The organism is Blastocatellia bacterium (assembly GCA_035275065.1).
In the GTDB taxonomy this organism is placed as follows: domain Bacteria; phylum Acidobacteriota; class Blastocatellia; order UBA7656; family UBA7656; genus DATENM01.
Genome location: DATENM010000130.1, coordinates 45,254 through 66,671 on the forward strand (window position 1 = coordinate 45,254; position 21,418 = coordinate 66,671).

Sequence of the window (21,418 nt, forward strand, 5' to 3'; positions counted from 1 at the left end):
CCTACTCCTCGGTCCTACAATTGGAGAACCTCATGAAAAAACTCCCCCTCCTGTTGCTGCTGCCGGTCTTAACTCTGCTGCTTGTTGCCCCCACGCCGCGGGCGTCAACGCGCGCCAGGGCGGTGAAAGCGCCTCGCGCCTCGCTGGCCGAGCGCCTCGGGTTCAAGGCGACGGATAAGATTCTCATCGTCAACGTGGACGACATCGGCAACAGTCACGCGGCGAATGCGGCGGTCATGGATGCCATGCAGACCGGCCTTGCGACCTGCGCGACAATCATCGTCCCCGGCCCGTGGTTCCCGGAGATTGCCAATTATGCCCGCAAGCACCCGCAGGCCGATTTCGGCGTCCACCTGGCGCATACCAGCGAGTGGGCGACGCTCAAGTGGTCGCCGGTTGCCAGTCGTTCAGAGGTGCCGGGGCTGTTTGACCCGCAGGGCTACCTGTGGCCTGACATCATGAGCGTCTATAAAAACTCGACGCCCGAACAGGCTTATATCGAGGCGCGGGCGCAGATCAAGAAGGCGCAGGCCGCCGGCATTGACGTGACCCATCTGGATTCGCACATGGGCACGCTGCAATATAACGAAGCTTACTTTCAGGTTTATCGCCGGCTCGCCAAAGAATTCGACCTGCCGCTGCGCATGGGATCGCAGGAGTTGCTCGCGGCGCAGGGCGGCGGCCAGCAGCGCGGCCAGTTGGATGAAGACGGCACCATCTATCCTGATTACCTGATTCACGGCGGCCGCAAGCCGGGCGAATCGATGAGCGATTACTGGAAGCGCATGCTGAGCGATTTGAAGCCGGGCGTCACCGAAGCCTACATCCACGCCTCGGCGGCCGGCGACGAGCTGTCGGCCTTCACCAACACCGCAGGTGATCGCGCCGAAGAGTACCGTCTGTTTACCCGTGACCCGGAGATTCGCCGCATACTGGATGCGCAAAACGTCAAGCGCGTCGGCTATCGCGCGCTGCGCGACTTGCAGCGCAAGTCGCGCGGCAATGCCCGGACGGCAGGCACGAAATAAAGAGGGAGCGCCATGAGATCACTGCGAGCCATTGTGATTCGCTCCGTCGCCGCGCTCATGTCGCTCGCGGCGCTCAATGTCGGCGGATCGCTGCGCGCCCAGAGCGCCGACGATGTCAAAGCCGCTTACACCAAGCACGAATATCAGGTGCCGATGCGCGATGGCGTCAAGCTGTTCACCTCGGTCTACGCGCCGAAGGACACGTCGCAAAAGTACCCGATCCTGCTGATCCGCACGCCCTACAGCGTCGCGCCTTACGGGGCCGACGAGTACAAGATGACGATTGGCCCGTCGCCGCTGTTTCAGCAAGAGGGCTACATCTTCGTTTACCAGGATGTGCGCGGGCGCTGGATGTCCGAGGGCACCTTTATGGACGTGCGCCCGCACAACCCGAAGAAGAGCGGCCCGGCAGACATAGACGAAAGCAGTGACACTTACGACACGATTGACTGGCTGATTAAAAACATTCCCAACCACAATGGCCGCGTCGGCATGTGGGGCATTTCGTATCCCGGCTTCTATGCGGCGATGGGCTTGATGGAAGCGCACCCGGCGTTGAAAGCGGTGTCGCCGCAAGCCCCCATTGCCGACTGGTTCATCGGCGACGACTTTCATCACAATGGCGCGTTGTGGCTGCCGCACGCCTTCAACTTTTTTTCGGGCTTCGGCCAGCCGCGCCCGCGCCCGACGACCGAAGGCCCGAAGCCTTTCGTGCATGGCACGCCTGATGGCTACAAGTTCTTTTTAGAGATGGGGCCGCTGGCGAACGCGGATAAGAAGTATTACAAAGGCAACATCGCCTTCTGGAACGAGATGATGGCGCACCCGAACTACGACGAGTTCTGGCAGGCGCGCAACACACGGCCGCACCTGGTCAATGTCAAGCCCGCGGTGATGACCGTCGGCGGCTGGTTCGATGCCGAAGACCTGTTCGGCGCGCTCAACACCTACAAGGCCATCGAGCGGCAGAATCCCGGCGCGCAGAACCGCCTGGTGATGGGGCCGTGGTTTCACGGCGGCTGGTCGCGCTCGGACGGCGACGCGCTCGGCAACGTGGAGTTCGGCTCGAAGACCGGCGTCTTCTACCGCGAGCAGATCGAGCTGCCGTTCTTCAATTACTACCTGAAAGACAAAGGCGAGATGAAGCTGCCCGAGGCCTACCTGTTCAACACCGGCGCGAACCAGTGGCGCACGTTCGATCAATGGCCGCCGCCGAACAGCGAAGCGCGGAGCATCTATCTCGACGCCACTGGCCGCGCGTCAATGACCGCGCCGTCCGGCAAAGAATGTTTTGCCGAATATGTCAGCGACCCGGCCCGGCCTGTGCCGTTCATCAACTCGACCAACATCGGCATGACGCGCGAGTACATGACCGACGATCAGCGCTTTGCGGCGACGCGGCCCGACGTGCTGGTTTATCAAACCGAGCCGATGACGGATGAATTGACCATCGCCGGGCCGATCAAAGTCGGCCTCGACGTTTCGACGACGGGTACGGATTCGGATTTCATCGTCAAGGTGATTGACGTCTACCCCGACGACGCGCCCGACAAGAAGTTCAACCCGGCGCAGGTACGGATGGGCGGCTACGAAATGCTGGTGCGCGGCGAGCCGTTCCGCGCACGCTTCCGCGACAGCTTCTCGAAGCCCGAAGCCATGCAGCCCGGCAAGGTGACGCACATCGCGTTCGAGATGCCTGACGTTCTGCACACGTTTATGAAGGGCCACCGCTTGATGATCCAGGTGCAGAGCACATGGTTTCCGCTGGTGGATCGCAATCCGCAGAAGTTCGTCAATATCTACGCAGCGACGGAAGCCGATTTCCAGAAAGCGACCGAGCGCGTCTACTGCTCGTCGCGCGTCTCGTTCAACGTTCTGAAAACGCCGTAAAGCAGCAGACCTCACCCGGCGGCGGTTCATTCTCGTGTCAGGCACGCTCGCGCCGGCGATCTTCGACGGCCGGCACAAAATAGGCGGGGCCTAATTGCCGCCGCCCGACGAGCCGCCGCCTTGCAACTGCGCCAGGTCTGCGAGCAATTCCTTTTCGTTATCGTCAAGCGTTGTCCCGGCGCGGTCAAGGATCTGGTCGGTGGTCATGCCGCTCTGTTGCTGGATGTAGGCAAGGAGCTGAGCGACGATGCCCGCAATGATGCCGACCTCGCCGGCTTGCGGGGCGACCGACGCCGCGATGGGCGCGAGTTGGGTGATAAGCGTCAAGAGCTTGTTAATGTCAGCCAAGGTGTCACCTCCAAGTAGTCATAATCCGTCCGGAATTTCCGGGCCATCGGCTCGCCGCCATCAGGACTGGAGAAAGCCGGCGATGATCTGCGCGGACGCGTTGATGGCGTTGAGGATGTTGGTCAGCTTCGTGCGCGCGTCCGGGTTCTTTACCCCGAGCACGCCGTTGGTATTGAGGTCGCTGATTGCCGACGTAACCGCACCAAACAAGTTGGCCAGGTTCGTCTTGCTGGCCGCGTCGGGGGTGCCTTTCAACGACTTGAGCGTCGTGACGAAAACCTTGTCAGCCGAGTTCAGCTTGAGCAGCGCGTTGGTCAACGTCAGGTCTTCTTCTTTGGTGATCTGTCCTTGTTTGGCGAGCTCGCGCTTGAGTTTGATCATGGCGCTGACCGAGCCGGCGATGTCGTCGCCGGCCTTGGCGGCTTTGCGCCGCGGGTCGTTGTCGGCGGCGCTGTCGGAAGGGCACCCCTTGAACGACATGGCAAACAACGCGAGAGCCAGGGTTAAGCCGGAGGCAAGGACTCTACGTTTCATATGGTCTCCTTGGGTTGAGGCTTCAGGTCATGGTTGACGCGCAATCGGAGGGCGCGCGTTATATTTCTAAGGGAAACCTATTTGAGGAGAACTTACAAAAATAGGCAGCGGCCATTCTATCAGCTTCGCCAGGCGTGTCAAGCGAGCGAACAGCGTCAACAGCGGCTTAACCGGGCTTCACCGGCGCGCGGGCCGCGACCTGCCGCAGGCAAGCTCTGATGGTATACTCAGTGGCTTGAGGCGCGGCGATGGCCTGGTGTCGCGGTGGGCGCCGTCAGGCAGTTTCGCCATGCGCGAAAATCTATTTGACCGGGAGGACAGAGATGGCTACACGCAATGGCAGCGCGGTTTGGGAAGGCACGCTCAGAGAAGGGAAGGGCACCGTCCGCCTGGGGAGCGGCGCTTTTGAAGGGCAGTACTCGTTTGCTTCGCGCTTTGAAGAAGGCACCGGCACCAACCCCGAAGAGTTGATCGGCGCGGCGCACGCCGGCTGTTTCTCGATGGCGCTGGCCGCCGGATTGACCAAAGCCGGCTATTCGCCCAATCGCGTTGCGACAACCGCCAAAGTTCACCTCGGCCAATCGGGCGGCGGGTTTAAAATCACCTTGATCGAGCTTGAAACCGAAGCCGATGTCCCAGGCATTGACGAGCCGGCGTTTCAAGAGCAGGCCGAGACCGCCAAGAAGAATTGCCCCGTCTCGCAGGCGCTCGCCGCCACCGAGATCACGCTTTCCGCCAAGCTCGCCTCCTAAGCGCGCGGCGGGGACGGATGGCCGAACACCGTTCGCTTACAACCACCCGTCCCCGCCGGCCAGCCCATTCTTACCTTACCGTCGCCGGGCCGGTGAAGAAGTTATCCGCAAAGCGGTTGATGGCCGCCGCCAGGTCGGCGCGCTTGACGACCGTTGCCGGCTCGAAGCGCGGCCCCGGCACCGCTTGGTAGACGCCGGGCGAGACTTCCTGGAGACTGGCGGGAAACGTGGCGAGCAATCCCAAGTCGAGCGCGACGGCGACAAAGCCGCGCGCATCGGCAGGAATCTGCGCCGCGTCAATGGCGCGGGCGCTCAGGACTTCGCCCATGCGCGCCTGCGCCTGCTGCTCAAGCCCGAGGGCGCGCACCAGCACGACCGCGAGGTCTGCGCGACTGACCGTCGCCGAAGGGTAGAAGTTCGCGCCGCTGGTGCCGCGCGCCATCACGCCGGGGTAGCGCTGGAAGGTGTCTTTCAACACAGCGCCGCGCGCCGCGACCGCTGAAGCAATCGGCGCGAAGTCAGAGGCGACATCGGTGAAGGCCGGCGCGTCGAACTGGTTCTGGCGAATGTCGGCGCTCAAGACCAGCGTGCGCGCCAGGTCTTCGCGGGTCACCGCGGCGTCGGGCCGGAACGAGTAATCAGAGAACGAATCCATGAAGTGGCCGATCAAGGCGCGCTCGATCTCCGCGGTGTCGGCGCGGCCCCCGATGTCTGTGACGTTGCTGCCGGTCGGGAAGATGACGTTGATCGTCCCATCAATCGTGTCGGGCAGCGAGCCGGCGTTGTTGTCTGTGCCTAAGGGCGTGAAGCCGCTCACTTCTAAAGTCCAGTCGCCGGGCAGCGGGTCTTTCACTTCGAGCGTGACGTTGTTCGCCGTCAGCCCCGGCAGGATCAACTGGTCGTAGCGTGTGCCGTTGGGGTCGAACAAATTCAAGATCAGCGTGTTGCTGGCGCTCGCCGGATCGCCGACATAATGCATTCTCGCCAGCACACTCGACGCGCCCGCCCGCACGGTGAACGGCTTGGTGTAGGTGCCCGGCGTCGAGGCCGGACTGAAGTCAAAGTGATAAGGCGTCACGTCGGCATTCGTCGTGAAGGCGGCGTTGAAACGCAGGTGGGTGTTGTTGAACGAGCCGTACGCTTTGTTGCGATTGGCGGCGCGGTCAACCGCGGCGGCGACGTTGATGTAACCGGCGCCGACTTCCCACGGCGCGTAACCGGGCATCGCCGTCGCGGTGTCTTCATACAGTTGCTTGAGATCGTCGGGCAACAAGTTCGGATCGGCTTCGAGGGCCAGCGCCAGCGCGCCGCAGTAAGATGGCGCGGCAAAGCTGGTGCCGCTCGAATAGGTATAAGACGGGATGAAGGCCGGCGGGATCGAGCCATCCACGTCCGTGGGGAAGGTGCCGGTGCCGTCGTCGGAATTGCCTTCGATGCCGAGCGCCCCGATGATGTTGATGCCGGCGCGCATGCGCGCATTCACCAGCGCCGCGCCGGGCGCAACGACCGATGGCCCGGAGGCTTGCGGCAGCGGCGTCTCGCCGGTCGGCGCGCCGTTGCCTTGCGAGCCGCTGGCAAAGCCGCGCGACGAGAAGTTCGCCAGCCGCCCATCTTTGGTGCCCGCGCCGACGCCGATCACGTAAGGCGAGCGCGCCCAGATGCTCAACGTCTCAGGGCTTGGGCCGTCATTGCCCGCGGCAAAGACGACGGCGATGAAATTGTCGTGCAGCGCTTTGACGGCGACGTTGGTCGGGTTGTCGGGATCGAGCGACACATTGCCGCCCCAACTGTTATTGACGACGCGAATGTTGTAGTCGAACTGGTGGACGAGGATGTAATCGAAGCCGGCCAACGCCACCGAGACGACGAGCGTTTCGCCGCAGCCGACGCCGACCAGATGCGCGCCCGGCGCGACGCCGCCATAGACGCCGCCCGATGCCGCGCCCGACCCGGCGACGCACGATGAAACGAAGGTGCCGTGACCCGATGTGTTATCGGTGTTGACGACGTTTTCGACGAAGACATCGGGGATGATGCCGCCGCCGACGCCTGTGTCGAGCAAGCGGCCTTCGACTTTGACGTTCTGGCGGACTTTGCTGGTGTTACTGAGCGGCGTGAAGGTGACATCGGGGTGGGTGCCGTCAACGCCGCTGTCAACGACGGCGACGCCGATGCCTTTGCCGGAATAAGGAATGCCGCCGTTGCGTCGGGTCAGCGTCGCGTTGGTCTGCAAGCGTTGCAAGCCGATCAAGGGGCGCGACTGGTTGGTGTAGTAATGATATTGCGTGTTGGCCCACACCGAGCGGACGTTTGACAGGTTGGCGATAGACCGCGCCTGCGCCGGCGTCGCCAGCACGGCAACCATCGGCAGCATGCGGTAACGGATGCCCGTGGTGATGCCGAGCCGCGTCAGTAGCGCCACGTCGGCGGCGGTCGGCATTTTGAAATAAGTGATGACGACCTGAAGCTGGTCGGTCGGTCGCGCCTGCGCCATCTGCTTGCTCAACGCCGGATCGATCTTCGCCGCGAGCGCCGTGTTGGCCGCACAAGCCAGAGCCGCCAGCAACATCAGCAATCTCAGTTTCGCTTTCATCGGCTTCTCCTTATATGTGGCGCAAGCTGTTAGCTTGCGCAGAGTCATGGCGCAAGCCAACAGCTTGCGCCACATCGGCGGCCCGGCCTTATGCTTCAGCCGGCGAGCTGACGCCGTCGCACAGCAAGACAGACCTGGTTCTGAGCGTATGCATCGGGCACCTCCATATGGTCGTTGCTCAACATCGCCAGCCCGGTCGGGCAGCCCGCCGGGTTCAGGTTGTTGATCACCAGATTGTCGACGTACCAGCCGCCGCCGCCGCCGATTGCCGTCGCAACATCCGACGTCATACGGAAGCGCACGAAGACCGGCAGGCCGTTGGGGTTGTTCGCGCCGCCCGCCGCGAACGAGCCGAGCGCGATGCGGACGTGATGGTAGCCTTTCGTGCCCGTCCACGCTCTGCGGCCTTGCAGCACCGAGCCGATGGCGACGCCTTCGAGCGTGCCGTCGAGCTTGGCGTTGTAGCCGCCTTCGATGATGTAGTTGCCGACATCAAACGTCGTCGTGTTGTTCGGGAAAGGCGTCGCGTCGAAGACCGGCGCGCCGACCGCCACCTCGATCACGCCGCCATCAAAGAAGGCTTCGGATTGTATGAAGTGGTCGAACTCCATCAGCGAAGTCTGGGTTAGCGTCAGCGGCCCGATGACCGTCGAGAAATCGCTCGGCCCGCCATGCTGTGTGCCCGCAGGGTCGGGCGTGCCTTCGCCGGGGCTGAAGTCGGGCGCGTACATCATCCCCGTGGGATTGCCGTTCACCTGAATGCCCGAAACGTGCTGGAAGGCCGCCAGCGCCTGATTCGGCGTCGCTGAATCAACCAGCGGCGGCAGCGAGCGCGTGTTGGTCGCGGCCTCGAAGGTCTCCATCGCAAAGACCGGCGTCGGCATCATCGAGTTCGACGTCGGCGCGCTGTACTTGACGATGGTGTTGCCGGCGTTGTTGGCGTCCTTCTTGCCGTTGCTCAGATCGCGCGCCTGCACGATGTAGTAATAGACGCGGCCCAGCGTCAGGCCCGCGTCAACGTAAGAAGTGCCGCTGACGCCTGTGGCAACGCGGTTGCTCGACGATGGCGCGAAGGTCGGGTTCTGCGTGCCGTCCCCGGCGGCCACCGAGCTGACGCGGTAAACGTCATAGACCAGATTGGCGTTCGGGTTGGCCGACGCCGCGGGCCGCCAGCTCACGGTCAGACGGTTGCACTGCCGCATATCGCTGACCTGGTCAACGCCGTCGAAGAGCGGCGACGGGCTGACGTTGATCGCATCACCGACCGTGATGGCGACGCTGACGGTGTTCGCAGGCGAGACGCAGTCGGCGTTGCGGCTGGCGCGCACCTGATAGAAGTAGGTCTGGCCGACCTGGAGCTTCTGGCCGCCGTTGTCGTCGCGATAGACGGTAGTGATCGCGGGAATCTCGGCGATCTTCGCGAATGGGCCGTCGGTGCTGCTGCCGCGCGAGATGATGTAGGTCTGCGCGTTGGCCACGCGGACGCCATCGTTGACGTTGATAGTGGCAGTGTTCTTGATGAGGTTCGAGGCCGTGAACGGCGGCGCCGGCAGCGGCCCCAGGGCTTCGCAATCGGTCACGGTCGCGGGCACCGTGAAGTCTTCGACGACGACCGGCGCCGACTGCGTGGCGATGTCATCGGCAGCGCCCGAAGTGGACTCGGCCTGAACGCCGACGCCGTGACTGGCGAAAGCGCGCCAGATCAAGGCGCTGTTTTCGCCGCCGGTCAGCTCGCGGTCTGCGAGCAGGATCGAATCGCGCGAATCAACAAACGACGGGTTGAGCGGCGAAAGCTGCATGCCGCGCATCACCAGCATGTCCGACAGCCGAGCGCCGCGGCTCACGGCGGTTGCCAGCGGGCCGTTGCGGTGGCCGAGCTGGGCGATCTCTGCCGCGACCAGTCCGGGCCGTTGGATGGCCTGGCTGGGGTTGATCGTTCCGGGATCGTTGGTGCTGAACGAGGCGCGATAGTTGATCGGGTGGAGGCTGTCTACGGAATGCACCAGCCGGCTGCCGATATAGAAGCTGTTGCCGCCGCCCAGTCGCCGCGTGCCGTCAAAGAAGACGCCGTTCGGGTCTTTCATGATGATCAGCTCGCGCATATCCCAAAGCACCGCGCTCCACAGCTCGCCGATATCGTGGACCTCGAAGGGGATCGCACCGGCGTTGATGTCGGGCGCCGAGCCGTCACGCAATCGCATCGTCGTGCCGTTGAGCGAGCCATACGACCAGCGATAGTTGGTCACAGGCAGACGGCGGATGCCCGAATCGAACGTGCCGGTGACGTATTCGCCTTCGCAGTCGTCATCGGTGATCGAGCTGGCGTTGTAATCCGACCAGCCTTCGCCCTGGCCGCCCGATTCGCCGACCAGCGCGAAGCCGAGGCCGCCCGAGCCGCCTTTGGCAATCGAGCGGTTCGAGACACCGTGATAATGCTCGTGGGCGACAACGTCGAAATCCAGATCGCCATCCGAGCGGCGGAACGAGCCGGAGGTGAACAGGTACATCTGCATGCGCGGATAGGCGCCATCGTCGGGCGTGCCGAAGTTGGCGTTGTCTGTGCCCGAGCCGTCCTGCACCTGCGCGCTGATGGCGTCGTTGCCGGCGCCGCCGCGACCGAAGTTGTCCTGCTGGAAGTTCCACAGCCCTTCGGTGAAGCCGACGCTGTAGAGGTAATCGTGAATCAGGTTGTTGTAATAGAACAGCGTCACCGCGCCGGGATAGACGTCGGCGTTGGCGCTGGCCGGGAAGAACGGCGTGCCGCCGGCATCGGTGCCCGCGAACTCGTAGCTGTTGGTGTAATCGTAGTACGGCGCGATGAACTGGCGATTCGGGCTGTAGCCGCGAATGCCCTGCGTCGCCTCGTCATCGTCTGCGCGGTCGTCCGCCGTCAGCACGTTGTTGCCTTCGGTGTAGTTCGACTGGATGACCGATGAGAGCAAGCGACCGTCGGCGAGCCGCACGCTTGACGCCAGCGGCGTCAGCGTCGCCGAGTAGGGCTGGCTCTTGTCGGCTGCGGGAGAGTTGGCGGCGAGGTTACGGCTCTGCGCTTCCGGCGTCATCGTGTAACCGAAAGCGCGAGTCGCGGCGCGGTTGCTGTTGCCGTTGGCGATTTCCGCGCCGCCGCTGTCGGTCGGCAGGTAGAACCAGCCGAAGGGCGATTCCGCCGAAGGGCTGGTGGCGTCGGGCAGACCGCGCGTCACCTGGCCGAAGCCGAGCGAGTAGATCAGCGGGTTGGCGTTGCGCGCATAGACCAGGCTCTGGCGGAAGCCGCGCCCGCTGCCCGAAACCGTCGAATCCGGCGCGTAGGCCGGCGTTGCGCCCGGCGTCGTCGCGGCCCCGAATTCGCCGGCTCCCGCCAGCGTCGTCGGCATGCCGTCAAAGACTTTGCCTTGCGCCGTGCCGTTCGGGTTCATGGCTTCGACGCGATCCTGTATGTCGGGTCGGAAGGTCGGAAGGCGGCCGGCGCCCTGGCCGCCGCCGCGCGGCCCGTTGAACGAGGTCAAGCTGATGCGGCGCAGCACCTGGCCGGTCTGCGCGTCAACGACGTTCTCCCACATGATGCCGTTGTACTGTGGCGTCGTCAGCACGAAGCGATAAGCGAGCCGCCCTGTGTCGCCGAGCGGAAAGACCATGCGCGTGACGACGATCTCGTCGGTGAAGACGCCGCCGCCGCTATAGGCCGGCGCTTGCGCGAACTCGGGCTTGAGGTTGCCGTAAGTCGTCAGCACCTGGCGGTTGCCGGTCGCGTGCGGCGCGAAGTTGTTGACGCCGAGCGCCGAGGCCGCCGAAGTGATGGCTTGCTCGGGCGTCAGCGTCGCGGCGTTGGTGATCTTCATCTGCGGAAAGCTTTCGCCGCCGACGCTGATGATCTGTCCCAGGCGGTTGACGTTGACCAGCACTTCGCCGTGATAGACCGGCAGCCCGGCGGCGCGCTGCTCAAAGAGCATGACGGTCGTGCCCATGTCGGGAACATAACCGCGGCTCTTGAGGCGGAGGTTGCTCAGGTCTTCGTCGCTGAAGCGGAACAGCTCGCGGTTGCGGCTGATGAAGTCGCGGGCAATCGTTTCGGGCTGATTGGCGCTCTGCGGCGACAGGTAAGACGAAGTGCTGAACATGAAGCGCGGCGTCGCCGTCAGTCCGTTGTAGCGCACCTGCACGCTGTTGCCGGCGGTCGATTGCAGCGCCGTCAGCGCCTTGACTTGCGCCAGCGTCGGCTTGTGCAGCGCCGTGCCTTTGGGGACGCCCAAGGGGCCGCGCACGTCGAATTCGGCGGGCCGCGTCGATTGGGCGGACGACTTGAATAAGAAATTCGCCGAAGCCAGCGCGACAAGCAAGCACAGGCCGAGCAGGAATGATCGCGTGAATCTTTTCATGATCTTATCTCCTAATGAGAATGATGTGGCGCAATCCGGTTAGCTGGCGCGCCCCGATCTCTTGGCTTCAGGGCGCGGCGCAACCCGGCGGATTGCGCCACATCATTTCTTTAATGAAGCACCTGCACGGTGACCGTGCGCGTGATCGGGTTGACCGTGAAGCGCACCAGGTTGGTGACGGTTCCGGTGCCCGGCAACAGGTTGCTGCCGCCGCCCGATGACGAGCCGCCCGACGCCTTCGGCACGAGCAGCGATTGCGTGCTGACGATCTGGAAGTCAGAGGCCACGCCCGCCCAGCCGATGACGCGATAGATGTACTGCGCGTTCGGCTGGATGGCCGCCGTGACGGTTTCCTGCGGCGTGTCGCTGGCCGAAGACGAGAGGACGCGGCCCGATGAATCGAGCAGCTCAAGGTCGAGATCAACCGCGAGCGTCGAGCTCAGGTTGCCGGACACGGCATAGGCGCCGTCCTTCGAGGTGAACGGCACGTCTACGTAATCCAGGCCGCTGGCGGCCGCAAGCCCTGTGTCGCCCACCGGCACGATGCCGCTCAGAGTCTCGCTGAACTGCCCAACGTCGTAGCGCGAGAAGTCAATGCCCGGCTCCGGCTGGTAGCGCGTCGCAAACGCCGGATCAACCTGAACCCGCGCTTTGACGACCGCGTCGAAGGTGAACAACTGCGCCATCGGGTCGCTGAAGGAGAAGTGGCGGGCGCTCGATGTCTGCCCGGTCTGAAGAAGCTGGTGATAGTAGAAGCTCGCCGGATCACTCGCCGTGCCCTTGCCGCCGTTGTCGGCGTTGGCGACGGTGACGCCGTTCGAGACCGCGACGATGCGGAATTCGACCGGCGTGTAGATCGTGCCGTCATAGGTGCCGGCGCCGAGGTTCTTGATCGTCTGGTCAAAGTCGAACTTGCCGTTGGCGAATGCGACGTTCGCAATCGTCGTCTGGATGCGGTTGGTTACATCCGTCACCGCCGATGCCGCGCTGGCCGCCGCGCTGTTGTCCGAGACGCCGAGCTGGCGGTTCGGGTTGATGCTCAAGGCGCGCACGACGTATTCCGAGTTGATCGGATTGGCCAGACCGCGGGCGATGAACGCGCCTTCGATCTTGCCGCGGTCAACGTAACTGGTCTGCGATGCCGGGACGTATTCGAGGTGCAGGTAGCCGTCGGTGCCGCCGTCGCCGTCAATGTATTCGCGGCCCGGGACCGGCGGGTTCTGGCGCTGATTCTCGCGGCCTATCTCGCGCTTCAGAATCTCGTAAGCGAAGGCGCCGGCAACCGGCTGCCACGCCACGCGCGCCGATGACGGCGAGGCCGGAACGACGTTGACGCCCGCGGGCGCGCTCGGCTTGCCCTGCGAGCCTGTGAAGGCTGAGACTCGCGTCGAGATGACTTGCTGGCCGCCAACCACGCCTTCGGCGTTGAAGCCCATCTCGCGCGAGGCGTAAACCTGCTCGATCAAGGCGCGGTGAATGCCCGGCGAGTCGGGGTCGAGCGGATCAGACGCATAGAGCATCGAGTCGGCGATGATCATCGCATCGCGGGCGCGCACGAAGGTGTCGGGGCTGAAGGTGCCGAGCACGTAGATCGAGCCGAGGAAGATGCGCTCCCAGGTCTCTTTGCCGAGCGAGATGGGAGTGGTCGGCTGGCCGGTGATGGGGTCGGGCCGCTTCCAGTTGCCGCCGGTTTCGTACATCGACATCAGCTCGCGGATGTCCCACATCGTGCCGCCGTAAATCTCGCCGTCGCGGTGGACCTCGAAGCTTGAGCCGCCCGAGGTGCCGAGCTGTGAAAAGGTCAGCCCGGTGTTGGCGTTGCGAATGTACTGGCGCAGGTCGGGGTCGCCGCCGGCGGCGCGAATCTGATTGCGACGCACATAGCCGTTGACGACGTAAGCGCCGAGCGCCGGATTCTCTGCCGCCGAATAGGCCCACAGGTCGGCCTGGCCTTCATTAAGCGCGCCGCCTTCGGGCGAGCCTTCGAGGCCGGCAATTGGCGTCGAGATCGAATGCATCCCCTCGTGGTAAGGCACGCCGAAATCGAGGGCCAGGTCGTTATACAGGTAGCCATGACCGTAGCTCGTCGGGTTGACGGTGATCTTCTGGCCGGCGACGGTTTCGGTTTCGGGCAGCGAGAAGGCGTTGTCCAGGCCAAGCAGCTTGTCGGCGAACGCCGGGTCGGTCGGGTCGGTCGGCGGATTCAGCACGTTCGGGATGTGAACGTTGCCCGTGAGCGGCACAGACTGATTCGGATAGGTGTCGGGGAAATCGCCCTGGCCGACACCGCGATGGTGCGCGGCGTCATCGGCGATGTGCAGGTAGTCAATGTATTCGATCAGCGAGTTGATGTAATAGAACTGGTTGATCTCGTCCTGATGCTCCGCCGGCTCGGCGTTCGGCCCGTACTGCTCGTGCTCGTAGGTGCGCTGTTCGAGATTCGCCGGGTCGTTGTTGCGGAAGTACCAGGTGCCTTTGGCGGCTTGCGGGAACGGGACTTTCGCGGCCAGCACGTTTTCGATGTGAACGTGCGCGCCGGTCAGCGTGCCGTTGACGCCTGTGACGACATTCGAGGCGTCGAAGTTGCGCAGCTTGATGCGCAACTGGCCGAGCGGGATGCCGTTCGTGCCGACGCTGATGATCCCTTGATCCTTCAGCTCGGTCGTCAGCGCCGGGTAGGTCGGATAAACGTCGCCTTCCATCGGCAGCGCCTGTTGATAGCGCACGGTGTCTTCGCGATAGAGGATTTGCCCGGTCGCCGCGTCGATCTGATAGCGATAGACGCCGAACGGGTTGCGCGAGAAGAACAGGAACTTGTAAGCCAGCCGTCCGCCGTCGGGCGTCGGGAAGATGTTCAGCTCGGGGTGCGGCTCGGCCAGCACGCCCAGTTGCGAAGCGATCAAGTCGAGCGCCGGCGTCAAGACTTCCGAAACGCCGTTGGCCCATTGCACTTTGAAGCGGTTGAGGTCGGCTTGCGCCACGGCGACCGACGCCGCGCCGTCGAGGCTCGGCACCGTGTTGATGGCGAGGTTGGCGCGGTACGGGCCGGAGACCATCTTGACCCGCCGCTGACCATCCATCACCACGCCGATGCCGCTGTTGGCAACCGTCAGGCCGTTATAGGTCTGCTTGAAGTACATCAGGTTGCCGCCGAGCGCCGCGACGTTGCTGTCTAGCGCGAGCGTGCTCATGTCCGTGATGCCGAACAGCGCGGCGTTCGAGGCGATGAAGTTGCGCGCCGCGGCTTCGGGGTCGAGCGTCGAAGCGGCGGAAGCGAAATCATAGATCGTATCAACGGAGCCGGACGACTTATCCCAGCGCGCCGTGATGCTCGTGTCGTGCAGATTCGTCTTCAGCGCGTTGAGCGCCTGAAGCTGCACGGCGCTCGGCTGAAGGCGGATGCGCTGCGTCAGGTTGATATCAAAGTTGGGCACGCGCGGCTTGCTTTGATCGAGATCGACCGCCGCCTTCGGGGTGCTGGACGCGCCGGCGCGCAAGATCGGCCCGAAGCCGAATATGAAAGCGCCCGCAAGAATGGCGACGAGCGCGAGCGTGTTGAACAGAGCGGTTGATCTGGCGCGCGGCGCTAAGCCCTGGCGATTCCGTTGTGACTTGAGTGCGCTCATGGAGGTCTCCTTTTTCGAGTCGTAATTCTGATTAAATTCGATTCGCGCAGCATCGCGGCGCAGGCCGCCGGCCCACGCACTGTCGCGTCCTGAAAAAAGCAGTGAGGAATAGGCCGTGGCGCGAGTCCGAGGGCTCGCGCCACGCGGAGGGCAGTCCGTCATTCGCCGAACATAATGTTGATTACTTTTAGCATGGGGTTGAGAAAGTCTGTGCGCTTCACCACCGTCGTCGGCTCGAAGCGCGGGCCGGGCACCGCTTGATACTGTCCCGGCGCGACCTCGCGCAGCTCGGCGGGGAAGGCTTGCAGCACGCCGCGGTCGAGCGCCAGTTGCACGTAGCCGCGCAGTTGTGTGGGTATCTGCGCGTTATCAACCAGCACCTGACCATTGCTGGTGACGTTGCTGCCGGCGAGCGCCCTGGCTTGCGCGTCGAGGCGCAAGGCGCGAACCAGCGCCACCGCCAGCTCTAACCGCGCCACCTGCGTCCCCGGCCCGAAGGCCGCGCCGTCGAGCCCCATCACGCCGTCGCGCTTGAGCGATTCGACGACCAGCGCGTCCGAGCTTCCGGGCGTCACGTCAACGAAGCTCGGCTGTGCCGGCAGGTACTGCATCACGCGCGCCCCGAACATCACAGCGCGCGCTAGCTCGATGCGCTTGAGCGGGTCGGCGGGCCGGAACGCACCATTGTCTGTGAACATCACGCGGTCATAGACCAGCCGCAGCGCTTTCGTCCGCGTCGCGTCGTCGAGACCGTTAACGTCTCCCACTTGATTCGGGTCATAGATGAAATGCGTGATCGTCAGGCGATAGGGTTGATCAACCGGCTGCGCCAGTCCCGCAATCCCGCCGCTGACCTGCGCCGTGTAGGTGCCCGCCGCCGGGAATTCCATCTTCAACGCTTCGCGCGAGCCATAAAACGCCGCGAGGTTCAACTCGTCAGAGCTGGCGACGGTGGCGCTGCCTTTCAAAACGCTCAACGCCAGATCGTTGATGGCGAGGTTGGTGTTATCAACGATGACCTGGCCTTCGCCGACCGCGCCGTCCCAATCGAGCTGCACGAAAGTGAAGCGCGTGTTCGGCGGCACGGTGAAGGTGTGCGCCGTCGAGCTGCCCGATGGCACTGTGCCCGTAAACGCGCCGCCGTCCTGTTGTTGAACCGTCAGCCCCTTGCCGGTGAAGCCGAAGTTGCCGTAAGGCTTCTGCGCGTTGAAGGCGAGGTCTACGGCGGCGTGGGCGTTCGCCAGTCCGGCGCCGACTTCAAACTGGTCGTAGGTCGCAAGCGGCGTCGCCGTGCGCTCAAGGATCGTCTTCACCTCGTCGGGCGAAAGCGACGGATTGGCTTCGAGGATGTTGGCGATGACGCCGGCCAGATGCGGGCAGGCCATCGAAGTGCCACTGATCTGCGTGTAGAACGGCAGGAACGCCGTTGGAATCTGCGTGTCGGCGTCGGCGCCGTTGGCGACCAGGTTAGTGCTGGCGCGGGCGGCGATGATGGCCGAGGTGTAGCCTTGATTCGACGGCCCGCCGGTGCCGGGCGTCAGCAGCGTCGGATGAATCACCGGATCGCCAAAGATGCCGCGCGACGAAAAGCCCGCCAGCCGCCCGTCTTTGGTGGACGCGCCGGCGCTGATGATCCACGGCACGGAGGCCCAGCGGTTCTGCGAATTCGGGCGCGGGCCGTCGTTGCCGTTGGCGAAGACGACGACGATGTTGGCTTCATCGTGCAGCTTCTTGCTGGCGACATTGACCGGGTGATCGGGGTCAACGGCGACCGCCGAGTTGCCCCACGAGCAACTGACGATGCGGATGTTGTAAGTGAACTGCTGCGTGTAAGCGTAATCGAAAGCCGCTACCTGTCCGAGCACGAAGATCACCGCGCCCGACCCTAAACCGACGAGCTTGGCGCCCGGCGCGACGCCACTGTAAAGCCCGCCGCTCGCCTGGCCGCTGCCGGCGGCGATGCTGGCGCAGTGTGTGCCGTGGCCGACGTTGGTGTCTGTGTTAATGACGTTCTCGACATAGCTCACCGGCAGGATGCCTTCGACCGGGTTGCCGAGGGCGTCGAGGCGCACGGGCAAGCCTTCGCGATCATTCGGGTTGACGATGACATTCTGAATCGTCTTGCCGGCTTGCGGGTTGAGCGGGTTGAAGCTGAGGTCTTGATGCGAGCCGTCAATGCCTGAGTCGTTGATGGCGATGGTGATGCCGCGACCCGACACCGGCAAGCCGCCGTTGCGCGCCGTCAGCGCCGCGTCTTGACGAAGCCGCGTGATGCCAATCAGCGGCTTCGATTGATTGAGCTGAAGCTGAAGCGGCGCGTTCAGGTAGATCGAGCGCAACTGCGGCCAGCCCATCATCTGCTGAATCTGCGGCGGGGTGGCGGTCACGCCCATGATCGGAAAATTCTGCATGCGGACGCCGTTGCTGACGCCGAGGGCGCGCACCGCTGCCACCTGCGTGTCGGTGATGGTGTTGCCGGTGAAGGTGAGAACGACACCGAGCCGCGTGTCGGCTTGCGCGACGCTGAGGCGGGCGGCCAGCTCCGGGTCTATCTTCGGAGCCGCCGTGGCCTGCGCCGCCAACGTCATCAGCATCATTGCGAGAGCCAGTAGCAGGTGTCGGAATCTCATATCCCCTCCATCACGGATCGCTTGTCCGGCCTTACACCAGCCATTTTCCCCAGAGGCATTGAGCGATTCTTGAAATAACCTTGAACGCGGACGCCGGAGCCATAAACCTTTGTCGTTGCTGGCCAAAATTTTAAGGGCCGACCCTTTTCGAGTCGGCCCTTAGCCCTTGATTATTCGACGCCCGTGAGTTGCACGGTGCCGCTCGCCGGGTCGGCGACGAAGTGCAGCTTCACCTTGAAGTGCTTGCCGCCGCTGCCGGCCTGCCGGGCCATCGCGGTAAATGCCGGGTCGGGGAACTGCCCCTTGACGACCGCCGTGAACTGGAACAGCTCGGCTGCCGGGTCGCTGAACTTCAAATGATGGCTGCCGCTCACCTCTCCCACGGTGAGCGCGCGATCCGTGCCGAGCGCGTTCGAGTAATCGAAGACCGCATTGCTGTCGACGCCGTTGCCGCCGTTGTCGGCGTTAGCGACGCGTACCGTGCCACTGGTTGATTGAATCGCCGTGATGTTAAAGCGCAGCGGCGGCAGGATGGTCTGATTCGATGAGATGTTCCGCAACGTCTGATCGAACTCGAAGATGCCGGCGGCGAGGCTGACATTCGACACCGCCGTTTGAATCAGCGAGGTGACATCGGCTTCGAGGCGGCGATTCACCTGCACGGTCTGTACGGCGCTCGCGGGGCCTTGCAGCAAACCATACTGCACGGTGAACAGCCCCGACACGCGGTAGTTGTAAGCGCCGTTGCCGCGATTGCTGATGGCAAACGACGCCTGGCTCACGTCGGCGAGGCGAGTGAATCCGCCATTGTCCTTCTGCTCTTCGACGCGGAACTGCGCGGGCGCAGGCGAGCCGGCGTAGGTGTAAGTCAGCGAGTACGTGCCGTTGATGTCAACGGGAGGGTTGCCGCTGACTTCGGTATCAACCGGCGCGTTGAGCGTCGGCGCGCTCATCGCGATGGTCGGGCGCACGGCGCGATAGTAGACCGGCATGCGCAGGTTCTGGCCGCCGTCCATGCGGCTTGCGTTGACGTACCATTGGAACTGCGTGCCGTCTACGGCGATGCCCGCGCCGTTGGCGACCGTCTTGACATAGAAGCTGGCCGAGCCGCTCGGCGGCACGGTCACTGAAGAGATCGAGTTGCCGCTGGCGTCGGTAATCGTCGCGCTGAAGGTCGAGCCGTCAACGCCGCGCACAGACGAAACGCCGACTTGATAGACGCCCGCGCCGCCGCCGCTGGTGGCGTCGAAGATCGTCACTTGCTGCGAGAGCGTCGCCGTGCCCATGACGTTGGCAATCGGCACCGCGCCGAAGCTGTAGCTCGGCGTGAAATCGGGATTGCCCGCCGAGGTCTGCGTGAAAATGCCGTAGCTGCGCGGCAGCACAGTGCCTGCGGGGGCGGGCGTGCCTACGCCCATCAAGGCTTTGGCCTGCGCCGCCGCCGCCGCCGCGACCAGACCGCCGCCCTGTTCGTTGATCGAATTCACGCCGTCAGCCACAGGCGTGCCGTTCGGCTGGCGCAGGTTGGTCGCCGTGTTGACCAGCGCCGCGCGCACCATCGAAGGCGTCCAGTCCGGGTGTTTCTGGCGAATCAACGCCGCGCAACCGGCGGTGATCGGGCCGCTGAAGCTCGTGCCCGACGCCGAGATGTAACGCGTCGGATCGAACATCGTTGACTGGTTGGTTTCGGCGCCGCCGACGGCGACCGTGGCCGAGAGGATCGAAACGCCGGGGTTGGTGACATCCGGCTTGACCTGACCGAATGAAGCCAGCGGGCCGCGCGAGCTGAAATCCGCCATTGACGGGTTGAACAGTAAGGCTTTGTTGATGCGAATCTGCTTGGCCGAGAGCGCCCCGGCAGCGGTCGAGCCGATAGCCATCTTCAAGTATTCGCCGTTGGCTTTCGACATGCCGAGCACAGGGATAATGGCCTTGCGCGTCGTCGCGGCAGTTAGCTCGCCGTCTACGTTGTTATAGATGATCGCCGCGACCGCGCCCTTGGCGGCGGCCAGCGCCGCTTTGTTAGAGAACAACCCGGTTCCCGAGCCCGCCGTGTCGTTGCTGACGGTGCTGCCGCGCTGGATGAGGGCGATCTTGCCACTCACGGAATCGGGCACCTGATCGGGCGTGTCGGCCAGCCCGCAGAAGACATAGTTATTGGTGATGTCCGCCGTGATGGGCGCCGCGCCATCGAGCGGGAAGGCGTACAACCCCGTGCGACCGCCGCCGACTTCATCAACGCTGTTCGGGCCGGCTCCGGGATCGATGTTAGCGCCGACGGCGATGACGCGACGGCCCGCCGCCGGGTCGCCAACCGTGCCTTCGCCGGGGCCGCTGTTGCCGGCAGAGGCGACGACGATGACGCCCGCGAGCGCCGCATTGTCGCTGGCGATTGAATCGGCAGAACTCTCGTTGCCGGTGCCGCCGAGACTGAGGTTGATGACGTGGGCGACCGGCTTCGGCTGGCCTGTGATGGTGCGCGGCTGCACGGCGTCTTCGATGCAAGCGACGATGGAAGCGACCACTCCTGTGCCGGCGGCGGTCAGCGCTTTGTAAGCCATGATCTTGGCCTGCGGCGCGACGCCATGAATGGCCAGGTCATCGGCAGTCCCCGGCAGGCCGTCGGGGCCGGGCGCAAAGCCGCGATAGCCCGCGCAGTCGGCGGCGACGTGCGTGCCGTGGCCGAAGTCATCGCCGATGCCGACGGGGCCGGCGGTAAAATTCATGTAGTAGATGACTTTCTTATTGGTATTGAGCGCGGCAACCGGCGGCGCTACGCCGTACTGCGGCGGCGTCGGGTCGCCGCCAAACATTTCGTGCGACCAATCAACGCCGGTGTCAACGACGGCGATGTTGACGCCATCGCCTTCGAGGCCGCCGGTGTTGAGCGTGTCGAACTGCGTCAGGCGCGGCGGATTGCCGTAGAGCTGCGGCGCCGTCGTGTAATCAACGGCGTGGTCGAGATGAACCTTAACCTGGCTATTCGGCGTCACATTGGCGACGCCCGGCAGGGCGGCAATCGTCGGCACCGCCGCCGACGGCACGTCCAGCGCCATGCCGTTGAAGACGTAGTTGAAACGGAACTGGATGGTCGGCGTCAGCGGCCCATTGGGAGCGCTGACGCTGGAGATCGTATACGCCACGCCGGCAGCCGTCAGGCGGGTCAGAAACTGCTGCTGTTCATTGATGACTTGTTGGCGATAGGCGTCGGCATTAAAGCTCTGCCCGGCGGCTTGCGCCCTGGCTTTGGCGACAACGACCGGGTCGCCTGCGAGCTGGACGATGATCGAGGTCAATGACGATTGCGCGCTCACATGAGGAGTGAACGGGGCGCGGGTGGCCAGCACCAGGCCCAGCGCGATCACTGCCGCGAGCGCGAGAAGCGCGTGTCGAAATCGGATGGCTTTAGTCATGGCTTGAATCTCCGTCTGCGATATTGAAGCGACCCGGATTACTGCGAGCCGGTTTTATCGTTGCGCCTCTACGGTAGGCAAAGCGCATTGAAAAATTCTTGAACTAAGCTTGAAGGGTTGGCCGCGGCGGCTAAATAGGCTCCTGAATAGGCGATAGGAAGATGACGAAGCCGCGGGAAATCAGTAGAATATGCCTGCCGTCAGATGTGCCCTATCCGGCTCAATCAA

Annotated in this window: 10 protein-coding genes; 3 read left to right on the forward strand and 7 right to left on the reverse strand. The window is 63.9% G+C overall.

What is annotated here, in order from left to right:
* Positions 1-32: 32 nt before the first annotated feature.
* A complete protein-coding gene (locus VJ464_24515; GenBank protein HKQ08311.1) occupies positions 33-1,028 on the forward strand; it encodes a polysaccharide deacetylase family protein in 996 nt (331 codons plus the stop codon).
* A gap of 12 nt (positions 1,029-1,040) precedes the next feature.
* On the forward strand, positions 1,041-2,918 hold the full coding sequence (locus VJ464_24520) for a CocE/NonD family hydrolase (protein HKQ08312.1): 1,878 nt from the start codon (positions 1,041-1,043) through the stop codon (positions 2,916-2,918).
* 90 nt (positions 2,919-3,008) lie between these two features.
* Here the strand turns inward: VJ464_24520 and VJ464_24525 are convergent, their stop codons facing one another.
* Positions 3,009-3,266, reverse strand: a complete 258-nt coding sequence (locus VJ464_24525; protein ID HKQ08313.1) for a hypothetical protein — start codon at positions 3,264-3,266, stop codon at positions 3,009-3,011.
* Between the two features lie 60 nt (positions 3,267-3,326).
* The gene (locus tag VJ464_24530; protein ID HKQ08314.1) at positions 3,327-3,800 is read right to left on the reverse strand and encodes a hypothetical protein; all 474 of its coding nucleotides are present in this window, start codon (positions 3,798-3,800) and stop codon (positions 3,327-3,329) included.
* A gap of 323 nt (positions 3,801-4,123) precedes the next feature.
* On the opposite strand from VJ464_24530, the gene VJ464_24535 reads away from it, so the two are divergent.
* Positions 4,124-4,552 carry an OsmC family protein gene (locus VJ464_24535; GenBank protein ID HKQ08315.1) on the forward strand — a complete coding sequence of 143 codons (429 nt, stop codon included), beginning with the start codon at positions 4,124-4,126 and terminating at the stop codon, positions 4,550-4,552.
* 70 nt (positions 4,553-4,622) lie between these two features.
* Here the strand turns inward: VJ464_24535 and VJ464_24540 are convergent, their stop codons facing one another.
* From VJ464_24540 to VJ464_24560, 5 genes are all read right to left on the reverse strand, one after another.
* On the reverse strand, positions 4,623-7,145 hold the full coding sequence (locus tag VJ464_24540; GenBank protein ID HKQ08316.1) for a S8 family serine peptidase: 2,523 nt from the start codon (positions 7,143-7,145) through the stop codon (positions 4,623-4,625).
* A gap of 95 nt (positions 7,146-7,240) precedes the next feature.
* A complete protein-coding gene (locus VJ464_24545) occupies positions 7,241-11,521 on the reverse strand; it encodes a M36 family metallopeptidase (GenBank protein HKQ08317.1) in 4,281 nt (1,426 codons plus the stop codon).
* A gap of 110 nt (positions 11,522-11,631) precedes the next feature.
* Positions 11,632-15,147, reverse strand: a complete 3,516-nt coding sequence (locus VJ464_24550) for a M36 family metallopeptidase (GenBank protein HKQ08318.1) — start codon at positions 15,145-15,147, stop codon at positions 11,632-11,634.
* 158 nt (positions 15,148-15,305) lie between these two features.
* Entirely contained in the window at positions 15,306-17,777 is a 2,472-nt protein-coding gene (locus tag VJ464_24555) for a S8 family serine peptidase (GenBank protein ID HKQ08319.1), read from the reverse strand.
* A 170-nt stretch (positions 17,778-17,947) separates the two neighbouring features.
* Positions 17,948-21,190 carry a S8 family serine peptidase gene (locus VJ464_24560; protein HKQ08320.1) on the reverse strand — a complete coding sequence of 1,081 codons (3,243 nt, stop codon included), beginning with the start codon at positions 21,188-21,190 and terminating at the stop codon, positions 17,948-17,950.
* Positions 21,191-21,418 lie beyond the last annotated feature (228 nt).

Coding starts and splice junctions, on each gene's coding strand:
- VJ464_24515 (HKQ08311.1), top strand. CDS start 33: ATGAAAAAACTCCCCCTCCTGTTGCTGCTGCCGGTCTTAACTCTGCTG.
- VJ464_24520 (HKQ08312.1), top strand. CDS start 1,041: ATGAGATCACTGCGAGCCATTGTGATTCGCTCCGTCGCCGCGCTCATG.
- VJ464_24530 (HKQ08314.1), bottom strand. CDS start 3,800: ATGAAACGTAGAGTCCTTGCCTCCGGCTTAACCCTGGCTCTCGCGTTG.
- VJ464_24535 (HKQ08315.1), top strand. CDS start 4,124: ATGGCTACACGCAATGGCAGCGCGGTTTGGGAAGGCACGCTCAGAGAA.
- VJ464_24540 (HKQ08316.1), bottom strand. CDS start 7,145: ATGAAAGCGAAACTGAGATTGCTGATGTTGCTGGCGGCTCTGGCTTGT.
- VJ464_24545 (HKQ08317.1), bottom strand. CDS start 11,521: ATGAAAAGATTCACGCGATCATTCCTGCTCGGCCTGTGCTTGCTTGTC.
- VJ464_24550 (HKQ08318.1), bottom strand. CDS start 15,147: ATGAGCGCACTCAAGTCACAACGGAATCGCCAGGGCTTAGCGCCGCGC.
- VJ464_24555 (HKQ08319.1), bottom strand. CDS start 17,777: ATGAGATTCCGACACCTGCTACTGGCTCTCGCAATGATGCTGATGACG.
- VJ464_24560 (HKQ08320.1), bottom strand. CDS start 21,190: ATGACTAAAGCCATCCGATTTCGACACGCGCTTCTCGCGCTCGCGGCA.